A 19,913-nucleotide genomic window follows, 5' to 3' on the forward strand; every position below is an offset into this window, starting at 1 on the left:
AGAGGACGGCAATTGTCCGACGGTCTTCTGATCCTTCGGCTCGCGCAAATCGTCGCCCGGCTTGGCCTGGCGATGACGGGCGCGGTCGGCGCCACCTTCGTCGCCGCATTGCTGATGCGGGCCGAGCTGCCCTGGTTCGACACCGTCGAATTCACTGTCCTGCTGATCGTGCTCGGAATGATCGGCGCCTATCTCGGGATCGATATTCCGCGCTGGCCGCAGCTTCAGGCGGGGCCGGCGCATCGATCGCCCGCGATCGGTCTCGCCAGTGCGACCGGTACGTTCCTCGCCGCCGGAGCCGGCCTGCTCGCGCTCTATGCTTTCGTCTTCGACGAGACGTCCGATGCCGCCGGCAATCTCCTGTTCGGCGCCACCTGGATGCTGGGCGTGTGCATGCAGATCGGCGCCGGTCTTGCCGGCCGGCGCCGTATCGCAGGGGTCAAGGACCGCGGTTAGCCGGGTTTCTTGTCGAGCTGCCCATGCTGGCGGCCGAAGTCTGCAGCCGCCGAATCCTGGCCGATCTCGACGATGCCGCGACGGATGGCGCGGGTGCGGGTGAAATGATCGAACAGCGCTTCGCCGTCACCGCGACGGATCGCGCGGGTGAGTTTTGCCAGATCCTCGGTGAAGGTGCCGAGCATCTCCAGCACGGCCTCCTTGTTGGCGAGGAAGACGTCGCGCCACATCGTCGGATCGGAGGCCGCGATGCGGGTGAAGTCGCGGAAACCGCCGGCGGAGAATTTTATGACCTCCGATTCCGTCACCTGCTGCAGCTCGTCGGCGGTGCCGACGATGGTGTAGGCGATCAGATGCGGCAGATGGCTGGTGATCGCGAGCACGAGATCATGATGATCCGGCGTCATCACCTCGACCTTGGCGCCCATCGCCGCCCAGAACGCGCGTAAGTGCGCGGTGGCCGCGGCGTCGGTACCTTCCGGCGGCGTCAAAATGCACCAGCGGTTGATGAAGAGCTCGGCGAAGCCGGAATCCGGCCCCGAATGCTCGGTGCCCGCGACGGGGTGCGCCGGCACGAAATGGACATTCTTCGGCAGATGCGGCGCCATGTCCCTGACGATCGCGCCCTTGACCGAGCCGACGTCGGAGATCACGGCGCCGGGCTTGAGATGGGCTGCAATCTCCTGTGCCACCGGCCCGCAGGCACCGACGGGAATGCAGAGGATGACGAGATCGGCATCCTTCACGGCTTCCGCATTGGTCGCCACGACCTGGTCGACGATGCCGAGCTCGAGCACGCGCGCGCGCGTCTTCTCCGAGCGCGCGGTGGTGACGATCTCGCCAGCCAAGCCCTGAAGCTTCGCAGCGCGCGCGATCGAGCCGCCGATCAGACCGAAGCCGATCAGTGCGACGCGCTGGAAGTGCGGGTCCACGCTCATTTGCCGGCCATGAAGTCGCGCAGGGCCTCGACGACGAGGCGGTTGGCCTCCTCGGTGCCGATGGTCATGCGCAGCGCATGGTGCAGGCCGTAATTCTTCAGCGCGCGCAGCACGAGGCCGCGCTTGGTGAGATACGCATCGGCTGCTTCCGAGGTCTTGCCGTCTTTCGGGAAATGGATCAGCACGAAATTGGCGACGCCCGGCGTCACCTTCAGCCCGAGCTTGGTGATCTCTTGAGTGAGCCAGTTGCGCCAGGTCTCGGTGAACTGCTTCGACATCGCCTGGTGCGCGGTGTCCTCGATGGCGGCGACCGCGGCATACATCGCCGGCGTCGACACGTTGAAGGGACCTCGGATGCGGTTGACCGCGTCGATGATGTGCTCGGGGCCGAACATCCAGCCGATGCGCAGCGCCGCGAGGCCGTGGATCTTGGAGAAGGTGTGCGTCACCACCGTATTCTCGGTGGTGGCAACGAGCTCGATCCCCATCTCGTAATCGTTACGGGAAACGTAGTCGCAATAGGCGGCGTCCAGCACCAGCAGCACGTGCGAGGGCAGGCCGGCGCGCAGCCGCTTGACCTCGTCGAACGGGATATAGGTGCCGGTCGGATTGTTGGGGTTGGCGAGCCAGACCAGTTTTGTGCGCGGCGTCACTGCTTTCAGGATCGCGTCGACGTCGCAGGTCAGGTTCTTCTCGGCCGCGACCACGTTCCTGGCGCCGACCGCCATGGTCGCGATCGGGTAGACCAGGAAGCCGTGCGTGGTCGAGATCGCCTCGTCGCCGTGGCTGAGATAGGTGTGGGCGAGCAAATTGAGGATCTCGTCGGAGCCGGCGCCGCAGATGATGCGGTTCGGGTCGAGGCCAAAGTGGCGGCCGATCGCCTCGCGCAGCACGCGCGAGGTGCCTTCCGGGTAGTCTTCCAAATGGTCCGCGACGTGCTTGAAGGCCTCGATCGCCTTGGGCGAGGGTCCGAACGGCGTCTCGTTGGCCGAGAGCTTGAACACCTTGCGGCCCGGCTCAGCGACCGGGCTCTTGCCGGGCGTGTAGGGCGCAATATCGAGAATGCCGGGATTCGGCACGGGGCGGGACATCTTCAACTCCGGATAGGCTTTAAGCGGCACGCGATTTACGATTTTTGCCCGGTCGGGGGCACCGTATAGCGCGTTGCGTGGCTGCCGACGAGGGCCGTGGAGCGCACCGAGGCCCCCGCGTCGATCAGGGCAGCCCTGATCTTGTCGATGCTGGTGGCGCCCGTGACCGAGACCAGCAGCGCCGCGCCGTCGAAGGCGGTATCGGGCACCGCCACGATCTCGGCGAGCGGCGACAGGGCGCGTGCGACCTCTGCGTTCCACCCCGACACGCGCACGCTGAAGGTCTCGACCTCCGTCACCACGGCGCTGTCGGCGACGCGCGAGATCGCAAACACCGGCAGTGCGGCCGGATGGTCGGCACGTTCGACGAAGGGCATCCGTGCGATGATCTTCGGCGCGCCGTCCGCTTCCAGCTCCAGCCACCACGGCGTGCGGCTCGAGGTCGCCGAGACCAGCGCCAGATCGCCCTTGGATTTCGCCACCGCTTCGACCGCGGCCTGCGCGCTGAAATGCGCGACGTAGGGAACCGTGAAGCCGAAATGGAAGCGCACGGAATCGCGCATCGCCGGCTCGCTCACCGAGATGTCGGCATGCACGGAGAACGGCGCCTGGACATAAGTGAAGGTCGAGATGATGACGCGCCAGATGCTCTCGACCGTGTCGAGCGGCAGGATGCCGCGATGGCGTTGCACGATGTCACGCATCATGGAGGCTTCGCGCGCCGGGCGGAACGCCGAGCCGACCTCCTGGGTCTGCTTCACCTGGATCAGGCGGTCGATGATGTCGCCGCGCTGCATCAGCAGGCGATGCATGCCCTCGTCGATTGCGTCGATCTCCTTGCGCAATTCCTGGAGCGATGGTGGCGCGGGCGGACGTTGGGACATATCTGCGAGGTGCTGTTGTGAGGCTGCGGTCGGTGTCCTGATTAGGCAGTCAGGACGGCGAAAGCAAAGAGAAATGACAGCCTTTTTGGCGGACTTATCAGGGTTGAATTTGGCTCATCGGGACCGCGACTTGACGAAAAGCGCCCAAGCCGGTAGGTTTTTGCCTGTTCCGTGGTCATTTGAGCCGGCCGGCTTGCAGCCACGTTAAAAAACTCGCTAAACAGGCCGGGGACGCTTTCGATCCCGGCCGAACCTATCGTTCAGGCCGGGTTTTTCATGGCCTGATTTCATCGCGATCTCACGTTTGATCGCAAACGAGGTCGAAGGTCAGAGATGGTTGGCGTCAAGTCTGTCCCCAGTCCCGCGATCAGTGCCGACGATCGGTCGCACGAGGTCGATCATCCGAGTTCGGATGTCGCGCTGTTCGGCGCCGACCAGCCGCTGCGGCTCGATTGCGGCATCGATCTCACCCCGTTCCAGATCGCCTACAAGACCTATGGCGAGCTCAACGCCGATCGCTCCAACGCCGTGCTGATCTGCCATGCGCTGACCGGCGATCAGCACGTCGCCAATGTGCATCCCGTCACCGGTAAACCCGGCTGGTGGGAGACGCTGGTCGGCCCCGGCCGTCCGCTCGATCCCAGCCGCTACTTCATCATCTGCTCCAACGTGATCGGCGGCTGCATGGGCTCGACCGGGCCCGCCTCGATCAATCCCGCAACCGGCAAGGTGTGGGGCCTGGATTTCCCCGTCATCACCATTCCCGACATGGTGCGCGCGCAGGCGATGCTGATCGACCGGCTCGGCATCGACACGCTGTTCGCCGTCGTTGGCGGCTCGATGGGCGGCATGCAGGCGCTGCAATGGACCGCGGCCTATCCCAAGCGCGTCTACTCGGCGCTGGCGATTGCCTGTTCGACGCGGCACTCGGCGCAGAACATCGCCTTCCACGAGCTCGGTCGTCAGGCGGTGATGGCCGATCCCGACTGGCACAATGGCGCCTACGCCGATCAGGGCATCCATCCGCATCGCGGCCTCGCGGTCGCGCGCATGGCCGCGCACATCACTTATCTTTCGGACGCCGCGCTGCATCGCAAGTTCGGCCGCCGCATGCAGGATCGCGAGCTACCGACCTTCTCGTTCGATGCCGACTTCCAGGTCGAATCCTATCTGCGCTACCAGGGCTCGTCCTTTGTCGAGCGCTTCGACGCCAACTCCTATCTCTACCTCACCCGCGCGATGGACTATTTCGATATCGCCGGCGACCATGGCGGCGTGCTGGCGAAGGCGTTCGCAGGAATCGAGACGCGCTTCTGCGTGGTCTCCTTCACCAGCGACTGGCTGTTCCCGACCTCGGAATCGCGCGCGCTGGTGCACGCGCTGAACGCGTCGAGCGCGCGGGTGTCGTTCGCCGAGATCGAGACCGATCGCGGCCATGATGCCTTCCTGCTCGACGTGCCCGAATTCTTCGACATCTCCCGCGCGTTCCTGCAATCGGCCGGCAAGGCGCGCGGGCTCACCGGCAAGAATGACTGAAGGACGGCTGGCAATGTCTGTACAGGAAGTGCTGCCGCTCAATGGCCTCACTGCGGAGCAGTCCGGCCCGTTTCGCGCCGACCATCTGCTGGTCGCCGAGATGGTCAAGCCGGGCTCGAAAGTGCTCGACGTCGGCTGCGGTGACGGCGATCTGCTTCAACTGCTGGAGACCCGCGGCATAGACGGCCGCGGCATCGAGTTGTCGCGCGAGGGCGTCAACCGTTGCGTGGCAAAAGGCCTCGCGGTGGTGCAGGGCGATGCCGACACCGATCTCGTGAATTATCCGGATGATGCCTTCGACTACGTGATCCTGTCGCAGACGCTGCAGGCGACGCGGCAGCCCAAGGTCGTGCTGGAGAATCTCCTGCGCATCGGCCGCCGCGCCATCGTGTCGTTCCCCAATTTCGGCTTCTGGCGGATGCGGCTGCAGCTCCTGGTCGGCGGCCACATGCCGCGCACGGAGAATCTGCCGGCCAGCTGGTACGACACCGCCAACATCCATTTCTGCACCATCAAGGATTTCATCGAGCTCTGCGACGCCATCGGCGTCAAGATGGAGCGCGCCGAGGCGCTCGACCTCTACGGCCGCCCGCTGCGATTGCGATTGCCATGGTGGGTGTGGAATCTGTTCGGCGAGCAGGGTGTGTTCTTGCTGAGCCGCGGTGGTGAAAAATAGTCTCTCGTCATTGCGAGCGCAGCGAAGCAATCCAGAGTCTTTCCGCGGCGGGATTCTGGATTGCTTCGCTACGCTCGCAATGACGGAATACTTGGCTGCGCCTTCACCCTAATGCGCCGCCAGCGACCTTGGATCGCGCACCGGCCAACGTCCTGCTTCCACCAGCGTCACGAACCGCTCCACGGTCTCATTGAACAGCGCGGGCTCTTCGAGATTGAGCACGTGGCCCGACTTGGGAAACATCGCGAGTCCCGCTGCCGGCAGATGCTTCTTCAAAAACAGGCTCGCCCCGATGCACGGATCATCCTCGTCGCCGCAGATGATCAGTGCGGGCGTGGCGGCCTTCTTGATCGCATCCGTCATCGCAAAGATCGAGGGACGGCCGCCTTGAAAACCGCGCATCGTGTTGGCCGATCCCCTGGAATCGTGCCGCGCCAGTGCGGCGTAGAAATCGGCGTGGCCGCGCGGGTCTTTCACCAGGAAGGGAATCCGGCTCGGAGCCTCGCGCGTGAATTTTGCGACTTCTGCTGAGCCGAGCGTCTCGAACTGCTCGGCGTTGGCGCGACATTGTTTGCGCCAATTATCCAGGTTCTCGATCTCCGAACCGGAGCCGACACCGGCCAGCGTCATCGACAGCGCGCGCTGCGGCGCGTTCAATCCGATCTGGAGCGATGAATAGGCGCCCATCGACAGACCGACGAGATGCGCGCGCTCGATCTTGAGATGATCGAGCACCGCGAGCGCGTCGGTGTAGAAATGTTCGTAGGTGTAGACCTCACCCGCCGGCACGTCAGATGGCGTGTAGCCGCGCGCGGAATAGGTGATGCAGCGGTGGCCGCGCGAGAAGTAACGCATCTGCGGCTCCCAATTGGTGTAATCGGCCGCGAACTCGTGCAGAAAAATGATCGGCGTTCCCTGACCCGCCTCTTCGAAATAGATACGGACGTCGTCCCTGGTCGTGGCGTGGGGCATTAACTGTTTCCCTCTCTTCAAGCCGCAACTTCAGGATCGCAGTTAATGCTGTTGTCCGCAATGAGGCAGCTTCACACCAGCACTGACGCAAAATCATCGCAGCTATTCGTCACCCTCGGCGTCTTTTTCTCGCCACATCGGGCGGCTTAACGGCCAGACCGATGTCGGCCATCGCACGGCCGATTGGAAGTGGGGGTGTCAACGAAGGATGAAGAATGTTCGAGTTGTTTGCGTCTCGCCTGTCGCGTTGTGTTGTCGCGCTGGCGATCTTGTTTGCGGCGGTTGCCGTGTTCGTTTCTCCGGCCTCAGCGCGGCCGCATCATCGTCATAGCGCAGAGCGGCACGTTGACGTGCATCACGCCAGACATCATCATTATCGCCACCATGCCAGCGGCTCGCGCTTCGAGCGCAGCGCGGCGCAGTTGCAGGCGAGTGGATTCGCCAACACGCAGGCCAGCTATGATCCGAACGCCAATAGCGGCGGCATGGCCAGTAACGGCATGGCTGCAAGCGGTGGCTTCGGCGGGTCGGGTCTCGTCTCCGAGGCGCGCCGCTACATTGGCGGCAACCCGACCGGGCGCGGCAGCCTGTGGTGTGCGCGCTTCATGAACATGGTGCTGCAGCACACCGGCCATCAGGGCACCGGCTCCGACATGGCGAGCTCGTTCGCGCGCTACGGCACGCGCGTGTCCGGTCCGCAGGTCGGAGCCATCGCGGTGATGGGACGGCGTGGCGGCGGTCATGTCGGCATCATCACCGGCATCGACGCGCAGGGGAATCCGATCATGATCTCCGGCAACAACGGCAACCGCGTCCGCGAGGCCCCGATCTCGCGCGGCCGGATCTATGCGTATGTGATGCCGAATTGACGATGCCGTAGTGACGGTGCCGTAGGGTGGGCAAAGCGAAGCGTGCCCACCACGTCCGTCCGCTCGACAAGATGGTGGGCACGGCGCAAGAGCGCCTTTGCCCACCCTTGTATTAGCGCGCCGGATTATAATGACCTCGTTCCGTGAGGAATGGCCCAGCCCGGGTGGCCACCCGGGCTGGGCCGCCGATCGATCGGATCGATGCCCACCGAAGCCTTGAGGGCTGCGTTTCGTAGCAAGATCGCGGTCGGCACTTCATCGGGACCCGCATGGTTGAACGAACTTCAGGTTCGCATTCACAAGGGAGGGTCGAGGAAGATGGCCAAGCGTATCACGATCTGTGCCGGGATCGATACCGGCAAACACAAGCTCGACGTGGCGCTCGATGGCAGCTCGGAGCAGCTGCAGGTCAAGAACACGGCGGAAGGCCACCAGGAGTTGGTGGAGTGGCTGAAGCGCCACAAGGTCAAGCGGGTTGGGATCGAGGCGAGCGGTGGTTATGAGCAGGCGGCGGTCGCCGAACTGCGACGCAAGCGGTTTGTCGTCGTCCTCTTTCAGCCGGCCCAGGTCCGTGCTTATGCCACGTTCCTCCTGCAGTGGGCCAAGAACGACAAGATCGATGCAGCCTTGATTGCGGCCTGCACCGCCGCCGTCAAGAAGATCCACTCTGCTCCGGATCCTCGGCTGCAGCCCTTTGCCGAGCATCTGACGATGATCGACCAGATCCAGGAGGACATCGCCAAGCTGAAGAACCGGCTGGAGAGTTGCCGCAACGAACGTATCCAGAAGCTGTGGAAGGAGCAGATTGCTCTCTTGGCCAAGCACAAACGAGCCGAGTTCAAGGCTCTGGTGGCAGCGATCCGCAAGCATCGCGATCTCGCCGCACGGCTCGATCTGATCTACAGCGTCGGCGGCAGCGGTCTGCCGACTGCGGTCGCCATCCTGGTCAGGATGCCCGAGATCGGCCAAATCACGCGTGAACAAGCCGCAGCCCTCGCCGGGCTTGCCCCTTACGATGATGACAGCGGCGACCGCGTCGGCGCCCGTCACATCGACGGCGGCCGCGAACGTTTGCGCCGGGCGCTCTATACTGCCGCACGGCCCGCATCGTTCCGCTGGAACCCGCAACTCATGGCCCTGTACAGCCGCCTGATTGCCGCCGGCAAGGGTCACAAGCGCGCGCTCGTCGCCTGTGCCAGGAAGTTGCTCGTCATCATCAACGCCGTCGTCGCCCGCGGAACGCCGTGGCTTGCTGAACCGTCAAAAGCTGCGGGCTTGCCCGCCACTTGAGCCCGTTTCTTTGTTCGGCCGAAGCACCGTTTCTTCGTCCCGACCTGCCATCGCAAAGACGCCGCGCGCAGCGGCCGTCAAGGCTGGCCGTCGCTCCGGCCTCACCTCATCGCCGCTGCCGCCAGGCCACGCCTTGACGGCCGCAAGCACGGCGTCATGCTCGCGGCAATCGGACGTCGCTTTAATGGTTGCTACGAGAGCGGTGCTAGCTCACACGAGCGTCGGCTGCTCCACCGCGACCGCATCACCCACGCCGATCTCACCGTCGGCGATCACCTCGGCATAGATGCCGCAATCCATGTGGCCGAGATTGCGCGACAGCGTCGGTGGGATCTCGAGATCGCGTACGGCCGTCGCCGGATCGACGTTGACGGCCGGGCAGCGAACGATGCGCTTGACCACTTTCAGCCGGGCCTGCCCGATCGCCAGCGTCTGGCCGACCAGGTCGAGCTCGGACCAGGCCGGCCAGCCCGTCACGTAAAGATTGCCGCGGAAGCGCAGGGGATGGACGGCGACACCGCCGAGCATGGTCTCGATGGCGCGAACGCTCTCGAGATTGATGATCGACACGACCTTGCGGGCGATATCCGAGAAGCTGTGGTCGCGGCCGGACAGGACCTTGGGCGGGCCCTTCAGCTCCGGCTGAAAGTTCTCCGTGAAGTAGCCCTCGATCGCGGCGCGCCCCGCCGCGGTCTCGAGATCGCCGCTGGCGACGATCTGGCCGTCCCTGCGGATGGTAAGGCTGTTGGTTGCATCCTCGAACCGGCTGTCGAGGGACGCCAGCCGCTCATTGCGGGCCAGCATCAGAAACTGGATTTTCGGCTTCCACTCCGGAGCCTCCGGGTCGAACCCGCTCGGGCCATTCTCGATGGCGTAGCGGCGGTCGGCGGGGAGGGTCTGGCCGGTCCGCAAGGGGACCCGGGGCAGGGATTCCGGCGTCAGGCCCTTGATCGGGTAGCGATAGAGGCCGGTGATTTCGGCGGTCTGGCTGGCTGTCATAGGCCTACTTAGGGGATTCGGCCCGCTGCCGCCAAGCCGGCCGAGCCGCGCACGAAATTGTGAACTCGCCTCTTCCGATCCGAGAGCACGCTTCCCACATCTGGATCAGGCCGGCGCCAGCGTCGGCTGATAACGACCGCTGTTGGTTGAGGAACGTCAACTATCAAGCGGAAACCCAATGAAGATGCCGTTTGGGGTGCCTTAGAGGGCCCCAGGGGCAGGCCGAGGGAAAGAAAAGACATGAATATCGACAAATATACCGAACGCTCCAGGGGCTTCGTCCAGTCCGCGCAGTCGCTTGCGGTGCGCGAGGGGCATCAGCAGTTTTCGACCCTGCACGTCCTCAAGGTCCTCCTGGATGACAATGAGGGCTTGGCTTCCGGTCTGATCGACCGCGCCGGCGGCAATTCCCGCGCAATTCTGAAGGCGACCGAGGACGCCCTCAACAAGGTGCCGAAAGTTTCTGGTGGCGGTGCCGGCCAGATCTATTTGGCGCCGGAGCTCGCCCGTACCTTCGACGCGGCCGAAAAGGCCGGCGAGAAGGCCGGCGACAGCTTTGTCACCGTCGAACGGCTCTTGCTCGGTCTCACGCTGGAGAAGACCAGCGAGGCAGGCAGCCTCCTCGCCAAGGGCGGTGTCACTCCGCAAAATCTCAACGCCGCGATTGAGGCGCTGCGCAAGGGCCGCACCGCGGATTCCGCGACCGCCGAGAACGCCTATGACGCGCTGAAGAAATATGCCCGCGACCTGACCCAGGCTGCGCGAGACGGCAAGCTCGATCCGGTTATCGGCCGCGACGAGGAGATCCGCCGCACCATCCAGGTGCTGTCGCGCCGGACCAAGAACAATCCCGTCCTGATCGGCGAGCCCGGCGTCGGCAAGACCGCCATCGCGGAGGGCCTCGCGCTGCGCATCGTCAATGGCGATGTGCCCGAGAGCCTCCAGGACAAGAAGCTGCTGTCGCTCGACCTGGGCTCACTGATTGCGGGTGCAAAATACCGCGGTGAGTTCGAGGAACGGCTGAAAGCCGTGCTCCAGGAGGTGACCGCGAGCGACGGCAATTTCATCCTGTTCATCGACGAGATGCATACGCTGATCGGTGCCGGCAAGGGCGATGGCGCGATGGACGCGTCCAATCTGCTCAAGCCCGCGCTTGCGCGCGGCGAGCTGCACTGTATCGGCGCGACCACGCTCGACGAGTATCGGAAGCATGTCGAGAAGGATGCGGCGCTGGCGCGGCGCTTCCAGCCGATCTTCGTCAGCGAGCCCTCAGTCGAGGACACGATCTCGATCCTGCGCGGCCTGAAGGACAAGTACGAGCAGCACCACGGCGTGCGGATCACCGATTCCGCGCTCGTGGCGGCGACGACGCTGTCCAACCGCTACATCACCGATCGTTTCCTGCCCGACAAGGCGATCGACCTCATGGACGAGGCCGCCGCGCGGCTGAAGATGCAGGTCGATTCCAAGCCGGAGGAGCTGGATTCGCTGGACCGTGAGATCATCCGGCTCAAGATCGAGCAGGAAGCGCTCAAGAAGGAGAGCGACCTCGGCTCCAAGTCGCGTCTCGAGACGCTTCAGAAGGAGCTGGCCGAGCTCGAGGAGAGGTCTGCGGTGCTGACTGCGCGCTGGAGTGCTGAAAAGAACAAGCTCTCCGACGCTCAGAAGCTGAAATCCGAGCTGGACGCATTGCGCGTCGATCTGGCCGACGCGCAGCGGCGCGGCGAATTCCAGAAGGCCGGCGAGCTGGCCTATGGCCGGATCCCGCAGCTCGAGAAGCAGCTGGCTGACATCGAGGCGCGTGAAGGTTCCGGCGAGATGATGGAGGAGGCGGTTACCGCCAACCACATCGCGCAGGTGGTTTCGCGCTGGACCGGCGTGCCCGTCGACAAGATGCTGGAAGGCGAGAAGGAGAAGCTCCTGAAGATGGAGGAGCAGCTCGGACAGCGCGTCGTCGGCCAGGCTGAGGCCGTGCGTGCGGTCGCGACCGCCGTGCGCCGCTCGCGCGCAGGCCTGCAGGACCCGAACCGGCCGACCGGCTCGTTCATGTTCTTAGGCCCGACCGGCGTCGGCAAGACGGAGCTGACCAAGGCGCTCGCCGAGTACCTCTTCAACGACGAGACCGCGATGGTCCGGCTCGACATGTCCGAATACATGGAGAAGCACTCGGTCTCGCGGCTGATCGGCGCGCCTCCGGGCTATGTCGGTTACGACGAGGGCGGCGCGCTCACCGAAGCGGTGCGGCGCCGGCCTTATCAGGTCGTGCTGTTCGACGAAATCGAGAAGGCGCATCCGGACGTCTTCAACGTCCTGTTGCAGGTGCTCGACGATGGCCGCCTGACCGATGGCCAGGGCCGTACCGTCGATTTCCGCAACACGCTGATCATCATGACCTCGAACCTCGGTTCGGAGTATTTGGTGAATCAACCCGAGGGCGAAGACACGTCTGCCGTGCGTGAGCAGGTGATGGGCATGGTGCGCGGACATTTCCGCCCCGAGTTCCTGAACCGCGTCGACGAGATCATCCTGTTCCACCGCTTGCAGCGGAGCGAGGTGGGCCGGATCGTCGAGATCCAGTTCGCGCGGCTGCAGAAGCTCCTGACCGATCGCAAGATCGTGCTGACGCTCGACGCTGCGGGCCGCGACTGGCTCGCCGCCAAGGGCTGGGATCCTGCCTATGGCGCAAGGCCGTTGAAGCGGGTGATCCAGCGCTACCTCCAGGATCCGCTCGCCGAAATGATCCTCGCCGGCGATGTCAGGGATGGCGACAGCGTCGCGATCTCGTCGGAAGGCAACGTGCTGACCTTCAACGGCAAGGCGTCACAGACCGCCGAGATCACGCAGTTCGAGGCGCCGACGTCGAAGCGCAAGCTGAACTGATCATCGGCGTGCACCGCTAGATAAAATCGCCCCGGAGAGGTCATTCTCTTTCCGGGGCGATTTTTTGTTCGCGTCGGCCGGTCAGCTGAGCGCGGCGCTATTTCTTCACGACCTTGTAGATCGCGTTCTCGATGTCGGAGCTGAAATAGATGACGCCGGAGGCGCCGACGGCGACGCCCGTCGGGATATTGCTGGGCAGGCCGCCGGGCGCGCCCTCCAGGCCGATCGGAAGATTGGCCGCGATCTCGGTGACCTTGCCGCTGTCGGGTGCGATCTCGATCAGGCGCTTGGCGCCGACCTCTGCCACGATCAATCTGCCGTCGCTCCCGCGCGCAAGGCCTTCGGGCATTTTCAAATCCTTGGCGAGCACGGTCTTTTCGCCGTTCTTGTCGATCCGGGAGACGGTGCCGGCAAAGGCTTCGGTGACATAGACCTCGTCGCCCGATCCGCCGACAAGCCCGACCGGACCCTCGAGATCACCGACCACCGTGGTGCGATCCTTGCCGTGCTCGCCGCTGACGCGGACGAGCGATTTGGTGCCGAGCTCGGCTACCAAAATACTGCCGTCCCCGAGCACAATCGCGTCATGCGGCGCCTTGAAGCCGTGCAGCATGTCGCGCGTGGCGCCGGTCTTGCCGTCGATCACCTGCACCGTGCCGGTGAACCAGCTCGACAGGATCACGTCGTTGCCCTTCGCCGTCGCGCTCATCGGATATTCGAGGGTGACGCCGTCGGCGTGCATGCGCGCCTTCTCGGTGACTTCGCCGGTCGCGCCGTCCACCGTGCGATAAGCGAACACGTCGGCGACGTGAATCGTATCATTGCCGTTGTCCGAGGTGACGCCGATGCCGCCGGGCAAAGCGAGCTTGCCGATGATGATTTGCTTCGCCTGGCCGGTCGCCGGATCGACCTCCTGGATGCCGTTGTCGGCCATGTTGGACACGTAGATGCGGTCCTTGTCGTCGATCGCGAGATTGTCCAGCGACGGCTTCAGTTGCGCGACCATGGTCTTGGCGCCGGACTTGGGATCGACCCGAACGAGCTGGCCGAGCGCGGTATCGACCACCCAGAGATTGCCTTTGGAATCGAAATTCACCGCGGCCGGCACCTTGAAGCCGTCGGCGACGACGGTCAGCTCGGCCTTGTCGACGTCGACCCTGGCGACCTGTCCCTTGAACCAGAGCGGACCGTAAAGCTTGTCGTCGGGACCGAACTCGAAGCCGTTGAGGCCGCCCATCTTCTCCATGATCTGACGGGGCGGTTTGACGCCCTCGACGTCGATCTCATAGAGCGTGTCGCCGAGGAAAACAGTGGTGGCGTAGAGCCGGCCGTCCTTGCGGTAGGCGAGCGAGTTGATGCCGGGAAGGCCGCTGGCGAGCTTCTTGATCGGGCCGTCGCCCTTGCGCGAATAGAGATCGCCGGCCAGGAATCCGGTCCAGGCCATGGTGCCGTCGGGCGCGAATGCGATGTCGTCGGCCATTCCGATCGGTGCGGGAATCGCGATCTTGGCCGTGCCGCCCGCGATGTCGACCTCATAGAGGGCCGCGCCCGCGACGCTACCGGCAAACAGATGGCCGGCCTTGTCTATACCGAGTCCGTGCACGCCATGGAACGCCGAGCCCGGGACGAGCCTGGTGACCTCCCAGCTCTCTGCAAATGTGCTCGTGCTCGAGAAAATTGCAGCGACGAAAGCTGCGCAGGCGAACCTGTGCTTCATGGCGAGACCTCCCATTTTTTGGAAAGTATTCGCCCGTTAGACCGCTTTGGCAAACGAAACTTGAAATTGTGGTGCGGTGAAATGACGTCGCACCACGACGTCATTTCAGATCATTTTTCTGGAGATGTCCGGTCGATTTCGACCAGTTATCCAATCAGCGGTTGCTGACCTGCAGCGGGCCGCCGGTGGCGTCCGACATGCGGGCGATGGCGCCGCCCCGGCCGCTCATCATGCCGTCGAGACGATCGCGCTCCTTCTCGAAGCCCGTGAGCATCGGCCCTTCGAGCGAACGGCCGCGCGGCAGTTTCACGCGCATCGGGTCGACGAAACGGCCGTTGACGAGGATTTCGTAGTGAACGTGCGGGCCGGTCGACTGGCCGGTCGAGCCGACGAAGCCGATGACCTGGCCCTGCCGCACCTTCTTGCCGGGCTCCATGCCCTTGGCGAAAGCCGACATATGGCCGTAAGCGGTCTCGTAGCCGTTGTTGTGCTTGATGCGGACGTATTTGCCGTAACCGCCTTCGAGCTGGGCCTTTTCGATCACGCCGTTGCCGGCGGCGAAAATCGGCGTGCCGTAGGCGGTGGCCCAGTCGACGCCGGTGTGCATCTTCACATAGCCGAGGATCGGATGGCGGCGGCCGCCGAAGCCGGAGCGCATGATGGCGCTGTTGACGGGCTTGCGGACCAGGAACTTCTTCGCGCTCTTGCCGGTCTCGTCATAGTAGTCGACGACTCCGTCGTCGGGGCTCAGATAGCGGTAGTATTTCTTGGTTTCGCCGCCGACCGTAAGCGATGCGAACAGCACCTCGCTCTTGTCGACCGCCGTCGAGCCCTCGTCTTCGCCGGCGTAGAACACGTCAAACGAGTCGCCCGGCGCGACCTTGCGCTGGAAATCGACGTCGTAGGAGTAGATCTTGATCATGTCGTCGATGACCGGCATTGGCACTTTGTTGCGCATCGCGGTCTCGTAGATGCTCTGGTAGAGCCGCACGCCGGTGCCGTCGTCCTCGTCGTCGTCGCTGTTGGCGGTGGCCGTGGCGTCCGCGACGGTATTCATGGTGGAAACGTCGACCGCGACGTATTTGCCGAGATCGGACAGCGCCGCGATCGCCTCGACCATGGTGTCGTTGGCAACGACGACGCGGTAGGGCTGCAGCCGTGCGCCGGGGCTTGCGGGCGCCAGCAGGATGCGAAGTTTCTCGCCTTCCTTCAGGCCGCCGTCGCGGCCGCGGGGGCCGAGCGTCGCTGCGATCGACTTGATTTCATCTGCGGTGGCGCCGAGATCGCGCAGCACGGAGGAGACCGAGTCGCCCTTTTTGACGACATGGACGCGTTCGCCGTTGGGATTGCCGCCGGTGATCTGCTCTTTGGTCTTCGGCAGCAGCGTGACGTTTTCCGGCACCACGCGGGTCTCGAAGCCGGCATAAGGATCGGACGGCGACACTTCAGTGGCGTAGGCCATCTTCATGTCGGACGGGCCGGTCGCGCCGGAGATGTCGGCGGTGGCATTGGCGAGCGAGGCGTAGCGCACCCCGCCATTGCCGCGCCAATTGGCGGCATCGCGCACCCGCATCAGGATGTCGTCGAGCGCCACCACGGCGGAAATCTTGGCCTTCGGCAGCACCGGCGAGAGGTCCTTCGTGACGAAGGAGACCTCGGCGTCGGGCTCGACGGCTTCAGGATTGTTCGGATCGTCGGTTGCGGTCTTCGGATCGGCGCCGACGTCGGTGAGCATGCGCTGCGCGTTGAACGGCGGTATTTTCGCTGACAAATCGCTCGTCGTCATCGACAGATTGCCGGCGATCCGGATGAAGGGGCGTACCCGCATCACGTCGCGGTTGCCGACGCGGGCAACCGTCGAGACGCGCACAATGTTGCGCGAGGCGGTGGAATCGTTCGGCGGCGGCAGTCGGTCGCTCTTGTGCAGCGTGGCGGTGCGATCGGCTGCACCAAATGCACCGCGCAGCGCGCCCTCGACCCGCTCCGGCACCTTGGCGAAGGTCATTTCGCCGTCGAGAGATGCGAAAACGGCGCCGCCGATCAGGGCTGCGCCGCAGAGTCCGGTCAGAATTGTGCCGCTGAACCATTGCACCGAGACGCGACGGCGATCGATGACGGCGGCTTCGGAACCATCGACGGACAGCGGCGGCTCGTGGCCGAGATCGATGATCCCGGTCTCACGCCCGTAAGCGCCGCGTGACGTCCTCTGGTTCAACCCAAGTCCCCCAATCAACGACCCGAGACCCTTCGCTTCGTGCTTTTCCCTGGTCGCCCTCTTGCAGGGGGATCGCGAAAAAAGCCGTGCCGCACAGATGCTCGCGCTCAGGAGGCCCCGATGAGGGCCCGGCCGAAATTACGAACAGCAAGGCAGGTGAAGGTCTCTCGATGTCTTTCGAATGTCCGAAGAAGGCCGCGTCATCATCAGATCGCCTTCTCTGGACCCCATGAAAATCGCGGCAGCCCCCACTGGCATCCCGCGATTCAAGCTTGTCTCTTATCAGAACGCCGCGGGATTGTGGCTCTAGTACGGCGCCAAACATGGAAAAAGTTTCCTCGACGGCAGGGCGCTGGGGTCTTGGTCCGGGAGGCGCCGCAGGCCGCTTCCGGGGCCCCTTCCCGGGCCCCTCTGGAGCCCCTTCCGAGCCCCCTGGGGGCCAAACTTTTTTTCAGATTTTTTGCCGAGCCGTTTCGCTCCGCCGTTTCCACGTTCGTCTAATGGGCTGGAATCGCTCGATTATTTTCGACAATCCACTGTGCGACGATTTGTTGACGATGGGCGTTGACAATCCCGGGCGGGGGGGCCTATAACCCGACCACTGAGCGCGGCGCCGCCGGGTCACTGACCAAGGCGAGCGAACGCGCCACTGATGCTCCTCACCTCGTTGAGTGCACAACAGCCGACACAAATCGGTTGGAGTTCATTCGTCGCCGGTAAGGGTGTCGGAACCCTTCCACTCTGGAAGGTTGGGGCCTCCTGGTCCCGGGCTGTTTGACAAGTGAAGATGAAGAAAGAGAAACGTGGACGGCGGAGTCCTTGCGGGTCTCGCATCTGAGAAGCTTCGGCTTTTCTGATCGGGACCGGACGAAAGACTTCGGCGGTACACGTTTCAAAGGAAACACCATCGTTGCCCGCGATGTGAATCGCAGGCAGCACATCGACTTCGGTCGATAATGGTGGGACCTCGTCAAACGTTGTGATCAGCCGGTTCAAAGTTCAAGTCCAACTTGAGAGTTTGATCCTGGCTCAGAGCGAACGCTGGCGGCAGGCTTAACACATGCAAGTCGAGCGGGCGTAGCAATACGTCAGCGGCAGACGGGTGAGTAACGCGTGGGAACATACCTTTTGGTTCGGAACAACACAGGGAAACTTGTGCTAATACCGGATAAGCCCTTACGGGGAAAGATTTATCGCCGAAAGATTGGCCCGCGTCTGATTAGCTAGTTGGTAGGGTAATGGCCTACCAAGGCGACGATCAGTAGCTGGTCTGAGAGGATGATCAGCCACATTGGGACTGAGACACGGCCCAAACTCCTACGGGAGGCAGCAGTGGGGAATATTGGACAATGGGGGCAACCCTGATCCAGCCATGCCGCGTGAGTGATGAAGGCCCTAGGGTTGTAAAGCTCTTTTGTGCGGGAAGATAATGACGGTACCGCAAGAATAAGCCCCGGCTAACTTCGTGCCAGCAGCCGCGGTAATACGAAGGGGGCTAGCGTTGCTCGGAATCACTGGGCGTAAAGGGTGCGTAGGCGGGTTTTTAAGTCAGGGGTGAAATCCTGGAGCTCAACTCCAGAACTGCCTTTGATACTGAAGATCTTGAGTCCGGGAGAGGTGAGTGGAACTGCGAGTGTAGAGGTGAAATTCGTAGATATTCGCAAGAACACCAGTGGCGAAGGCGGCTCACTGGCCCGGTACTGACGCTGAGGCACGAAAGCGTGGGGAGCAAACAGGATTAGATACCCTGGTAGTCCACGCCGTAAACGATGAATGCCAGCCGTTAGTGGGTTTACTCACTAGTGGCGCAGCTAACGCTTTAAGCATTCCGCCTGGGGAGTACGGTCGCAAGATTAAAACTCAAAGGAATTGACGGGGGCCCGCACAAGCGGTGGAGCATGTGGTTTAATTCGACGCAACGCGCAGAACCTTACCAGCCCTTGACATGTCCAGGACCGGTCGCAGAGATGTGACCTTCTCTTCGGAGCCTGGAACACAGGTGCTGCATGGCTGTCGTCAGCTCGTGTCGTGAGATGTTGGGTTAAGTCCCGCAACGAGCGCAACCCCCGTCCTTAGTTGCTACCATTTAGTTGAGCACTCTAAGGAGACTGCCGGTGATAAGCCGCGAGGAAGGTGGGGATGACGTCAAGTCCTCATGGCCCTTACGGGCTGGGCTACACACGTGCTACAATGGCGGTGACAATGGGATGCTAAGGGGCGACCCTTCGCAAATCTCAAAAAGCCGTCTCAGTTCGGATTGGGCTCTGCAACTCGAGCCCATGAAGTTGGAATCGCTAGTAATCGTGGATCAGCACGCCACGGTGAATACGTTCCCGGGCCTTGTACACACCGCCCGTCACACCATGGGAGTTGGTTTTACCTGAAGACGGTGCGCTAACCAGCAATGGAGGCAGCCGGCCACGGTAGGGTCAGCGACTGGGGTGAAGTCGTAACAAGGTAGCCGTAGGGGAACCTGCGGCTGGATCACCTCCTTTCTAAGGATGATCCTTCAGAGAGCTTCGGCTCACTATCGGATCGTTTTAGAAACATCAGTGGCCAACGGTCGTCAGGATCGTTGAGCTGCATTGGCGGGATTTCGCCGTCTACGTTTCTCTTTCTTCGCGGACGAACACGCGCTGGGCCTGTATGCGCAGGATCCCATGGTCCTTAACGGGATATGCGTTAGGGGCTTGTAGCTCAGTTGGTTAGAGCGCGCGCTTGATAAGCGTGAGGTCGGAAGTTCAAGTCTTCCCAGGCCCACCACACTCATCGAGTGAGCATTCGTCTTCTGGTTACGGGGCCATAGCTCAGCTGGGAGAGCGCGTGCTTTGCAAGCATGAGGTCGTCGGTTCGATCCCGTCTGGCTCCACCAGATGGTTTGATCACCAACGATGACACCGTCGTCCGCGAAACATCACTTCGCATCCTGCTAGTCTGGATAGACAGCAAGATGCGTGATTTCTGACATCGTAAAGAGGAGATCGATCCGAGTTGGATCGTGCAGAGAATATCTGCGCGAGACTTCATTATCTCCGGATCATTTCGGCGCTCGTGCGCCTTTCAGCGTAGCTCACAAGGCTGCGTCTGAAAGACATGCGAGTTGTAAATGATCCTTTTAGCGAAGCTTGACCGCCTCGCTATCGGAACGATCTTACGAAGCAAGCTGGTCTTTCTAATCATTGTCCGTCTGCAGATAGCGTTCATCGAGGGCGCGTGCCGCAAGGTAATTCTGCAGACAACATTCTGCCGAGTGTGTGGACATTGATAATGAGAGCAATCAAGTGCCTTAAGGGTGTTCGGTGGATGCCTTGGCGCTGAGAGGCGATGAAGGACGTGCTACGCTGCGATAAGCCGTGGGGAGCTGCGAAGAAGCTTTGATCCGCGGATTTC

13 protein-coding genes, 2 tRNA genes, 2 rRNA genes and 1 riboswitch (1 of these 18 running past the window's edge) are annotated in these 19,913 nt (G+C 62.9%); of the genes, 10 read left to right on the forward strand and 7 right to left on the reverse strand.

Annotated elements, in window-relative coordinates:
* Positions 1–12: 12 nt before the first annotated feature.
* Complete coding sequence (locus V1280_RS33930) at positions 13–456, forward strand: hypothetical protein (protein ID WP_334534811.1); 444 nt, start codon at positions 13–15, stop codon at positions 454–456.
* Here the strand turns inward: V1280_RS33930 and V1280_RS33935 are convergent.
* Genes V1280_RS33935 through V1280_RS33945 form a run of 3 tightly spaced genes read right to left on the reverse strand, consistent with a single transcriptional unit; the run spans position 453 to position 3,369 of the window.
* Positions 453–1,394 (reverse strand): prephenate/arogenate dehydrogenase family protein, encoded by a 942-nt coding sequence (locus V1280_RS33935; protein ID WP_334534813.1) that lies wholly within the window; start codon positions 1,392–1,394, stop codon positions 453–455. The two genes, V1280_RS33930 and V1280_RS33935, sit on opposite strands and share 4 nt — an antisense overlap.
* Positions 1,391–2,485: a histidinol-phosphate transaminase gene (gene hisC, locus V1280_RS33940; protein ID WP_334534815.1), complete on the reverse strand. Its 1,095-nt coding sequence runs from the start codon at positions 2,483–2,485 to the stop codon at positions 1,391–1,393. Before hisC ends, V1280_RS33935 begins: the two co-directional genes overlap by 4 nt.
* Before the next feature lie 35 nt (positions 2,486–2,520).
* Positions 2,521–3,369 (reverse strand): chorismate mutase, encoded by an 849-nt coding sequence (locus tag V1280_RS33945; RefSeq protein ID WP_334534816.1) that lies wholly within the window; start codon positions 3,367–3,369, stop codon positions 2,521–2,523.
* A 161-nt stretch (positions 3,370–3,530) separates the two neighbouring features.
* A riboswitch (SAM riboswitch) is annotated at positions 3,531–3,610 on the forward strand.
* Positions 3,611–3,702: 92 nt separating this feature from the next.
* Here V1280_RS33945 and metX point away from each other — a divergent pair.
* Positions 3,703–4,905, forward strand: coding sequence for a homoserine O-acetyltransferase MetX (gene metX, locus V1280_RS33950; protein WP_334534818.1), 1,203 nt, complete (start codon positions 3,703–3,705; stop codon positions 4,903–4,905).
* A gap of 13 nt (positions 4,906–4,918) precedes the next feature.
* Positions 4,919–5,581, forward strand: coding sequence for a methionine biosynthesis protein MetW (metW, locus tag V1280_RS33955; protein ID WP_334534820.1), 663 nt, complete (start codon positions 4,919–4,921; stop codon positions 5,579–5,581).
* Between the two features lie 108 nt (positions 5,582–5,689).
* On the opposite strand, the gene V1280_RS33960 is transcribed toward metW, so the two are convergent.
* A complete protein-coding gene (locus V1280_RS33960) occupies positions 5,690–6,553 on the reverse strand; it encodes an alpha/beta fold hydrolase (protein WP_334534823.1) in 864 nt (287 codons plus the stop codon).
* Positions 6,554–6,768: 215 nt separating this feature from the next.
* Between V1280_RS33960 and V1280_RS33965 the strand changes: the two genes are divergently transcribed.
* Complete coding sequence (locus V1280_RS33965) at positions 6,769–7,422, forward strand: NlpC/P60 family protein (RefSeq protein WP_334534825.1); 654 nt, start codon at positions 6,769–6,771, stop codon at positions 7,420–7,422.
* Positions 7,423–7,740: 318 nt separating this feature from the next.
* Positions 7,741–8,712: an IS110 family transposase gene (locus tag V1280_RS33970; protein ID WP_442895183.1), complete on the forward strand. Its 972-nt coding sequence runs from the start codon at positions 7,741–7,743 to the stop codon at positions 8,710–8,712.
* Between the two features lie 210 nt (positions 8,713–8,922).
* Here the strand turns inward: V1280_RS33970 and V1280_RS33975 are convergent, their stop codons facing one another.
* A complete protein-coding gene (locus V1280_RS33975) occupies positions 8,923–9,711 on the reverse strand; it encodes an MOSC domain-containing protein (protein WP_334534828.1) in 789 nt (262 codons plus the stop codon).
* Between the two features lie 240 nt (positions 9,712–9,951).
* On the opposite strand from V1280_RS33975, the gene clpB reads away from it, so the two are divergent.
* Complete coding sequence (clpB, locus tag V1280_RS33980; RefSeq protein WP_334534830.1) at positions 9,952–12,591, forward strand: ATP-dependent chaperone ClpB; 2,640 nt, start codon at positions 9,952–9,954, stop codon at positions 12,589–12,591.
* A gap of 97 nt (positions 12,592–12,688) precedes the next feature.
* Here the strand turns inward: clpB and V1280_RS33985 are convergent, their stop codons facing one another.
* Both V1280_RS33985 and V1280_RS33990 read right to left on the reverse strand, forming a co-directional pair.
* Positions 12,689–14,308, reverse strand: coding sequence for a hypothetical protein (locus tag V1280_RS33985; protein ID WP_334534831.1), 1,620 nt, complete (start codon positions 14,306–14,308; stop codon positions 12,689–12,691).
* A 154-nt stretch (positions 14,309–14,462) separates the two neighbouring features.
* Positions 14,463–16,523 (reverse strand): M23 family metallopeptidase, encoded by a 2,061-nt coding sequence (locus V1280_RS33990; RefSeq protein WP_334534832.1) that lies wholly within the window; start codon positions 16,521–16,523, stop codon positions 14,463–14,465.
* Between the two features lie 1,006 nt (positions 16,524–17,529).
* Between V1280_RS33990 and V1280_RS33995 the strand changes: the two genes are divergently transcribed.
* From V1280_RS33995 to V1280_RS34010, 4 genes are all read left to right on the forward strand, one after another.
* Positions 17,530–19,018 (forward strand): 16S ribosomal RNA (locus V1280_RS33995).
* Positions 19,019–19,209: 191 nt separating this feature from the next.
* Positions 19,210–19,286 (forward strand) — tRNA-Ile (locus tag V1280_RS34000).
* A 33-nt stretch (positions 19,287–19,319) separates the two neighbouring features.
* Positions 19,320–19,395: transfer RNA gene (locus tag V1280_RS34005), tRNA-Ala, on the forward strand.
* A 403-nt stretch (positions 19,396–19,798) separates the two neighbouring features.
* Positions 19,799–19,913 (forward strand): 23S ribosomal RNA (locus V1280_RS34010) (it continues 2,759 nt past the right edge of the window).
* Together the 16S and 23S rRNA genes with 2 tRNA genes alongside form the textbook arrangement of a ribosomal RNA operon.

This window comes from Bradyrhizobium sp. AZCC 2230 (assembly GCF_036924495.1).
Classification (GTDB): domain Bacteria; phylum Pseudomonadota; class Alphaproteobacteria; order Rhizobiales; family Xanthobacteraceae; genus Bradyrhizobium; species Bradyrhizobium rifense.

Excerpts from the sequence above, each read along its gene's own strand:
- V1280_RS33935 (WP_334534813.1), bottom strand. The coding sequence starts at position 1,394 with ATGAGCGTGGACCCGCACTTCCAGCGCGTCGCACTGATCGGCTTCGGT.
- hisC (WP_334534815.1), bottom strand. The coding sequence starts at position 2,485 with ATGTCCCGCCCCGTGCCGAATCCCGGCATTCTCGATATTGCGCCCTAC.
- V1280_RS33945 (WP_334534816.1), bottom strand. The coding sequence starts at position 3,369 with ATGTCCCAACGTCCGCCCGCGCCACCATCGCTCCAGGAATTGCGCAAG.
- metX (WP_334534818.1), top strand. The coding sequence starts at position 3,703 with ATGGTTGGCGTCAAGTCTGTCCCCAGTCCCGCGATCAGTGCCGACGAT.
- metW (WP_334534820.1), top strand. The coding sequence starts at position 4,919 with ATGTCTGTACAGGAAGTGCTGCCGCTCAATGGCCTCACTGCGGAGCAG.
- V1280_RS33960 (WP_334534823.1), bottom strand. The coding sequence starts at position 6,553 with ATGCCCCACGCCACGACCAGGGACGACGTCCGTATCTATTTCGAAGAG.
- V1280_RS33965 (WP_334534825.1), top strand. The coding sequence starts at position 6,769 with ATGTTCGAGTTGTTTGCGTCTCGCCTGTCGCGTTGTGTTGTCGCGCTG.
- V1280_RS33970 (WP_442895183.1), top strand. The coding sequence starts at position 7,741 with ATGGCCAAGCGTATCACGATCTGTGCCGGGATCGATACCGGCAAACAC.
- V1280_RS33975 (WP_334534828.1), bottom strand. The coding sequence starts at position 9,711 with ATGACAGCCAGCCAGACCGCCGAAATCACCGGCCTCTATCGCTACCCG.
- clpB (WP_334534830.1), top strand. The coding sequence starts at position 9,952 with ATGAATATCGACAAATATACCGAACGCTCCAGGGGCTTCGTCCAGTCC.
- V1280_RS33985 (WP_334534831.1), bottom strand. The coding sequence starts at position 14,308 with ATGAAGCACAGGTTCGCCTGCGCAGCTTTCGTCGCTGCAATTTTCTCG.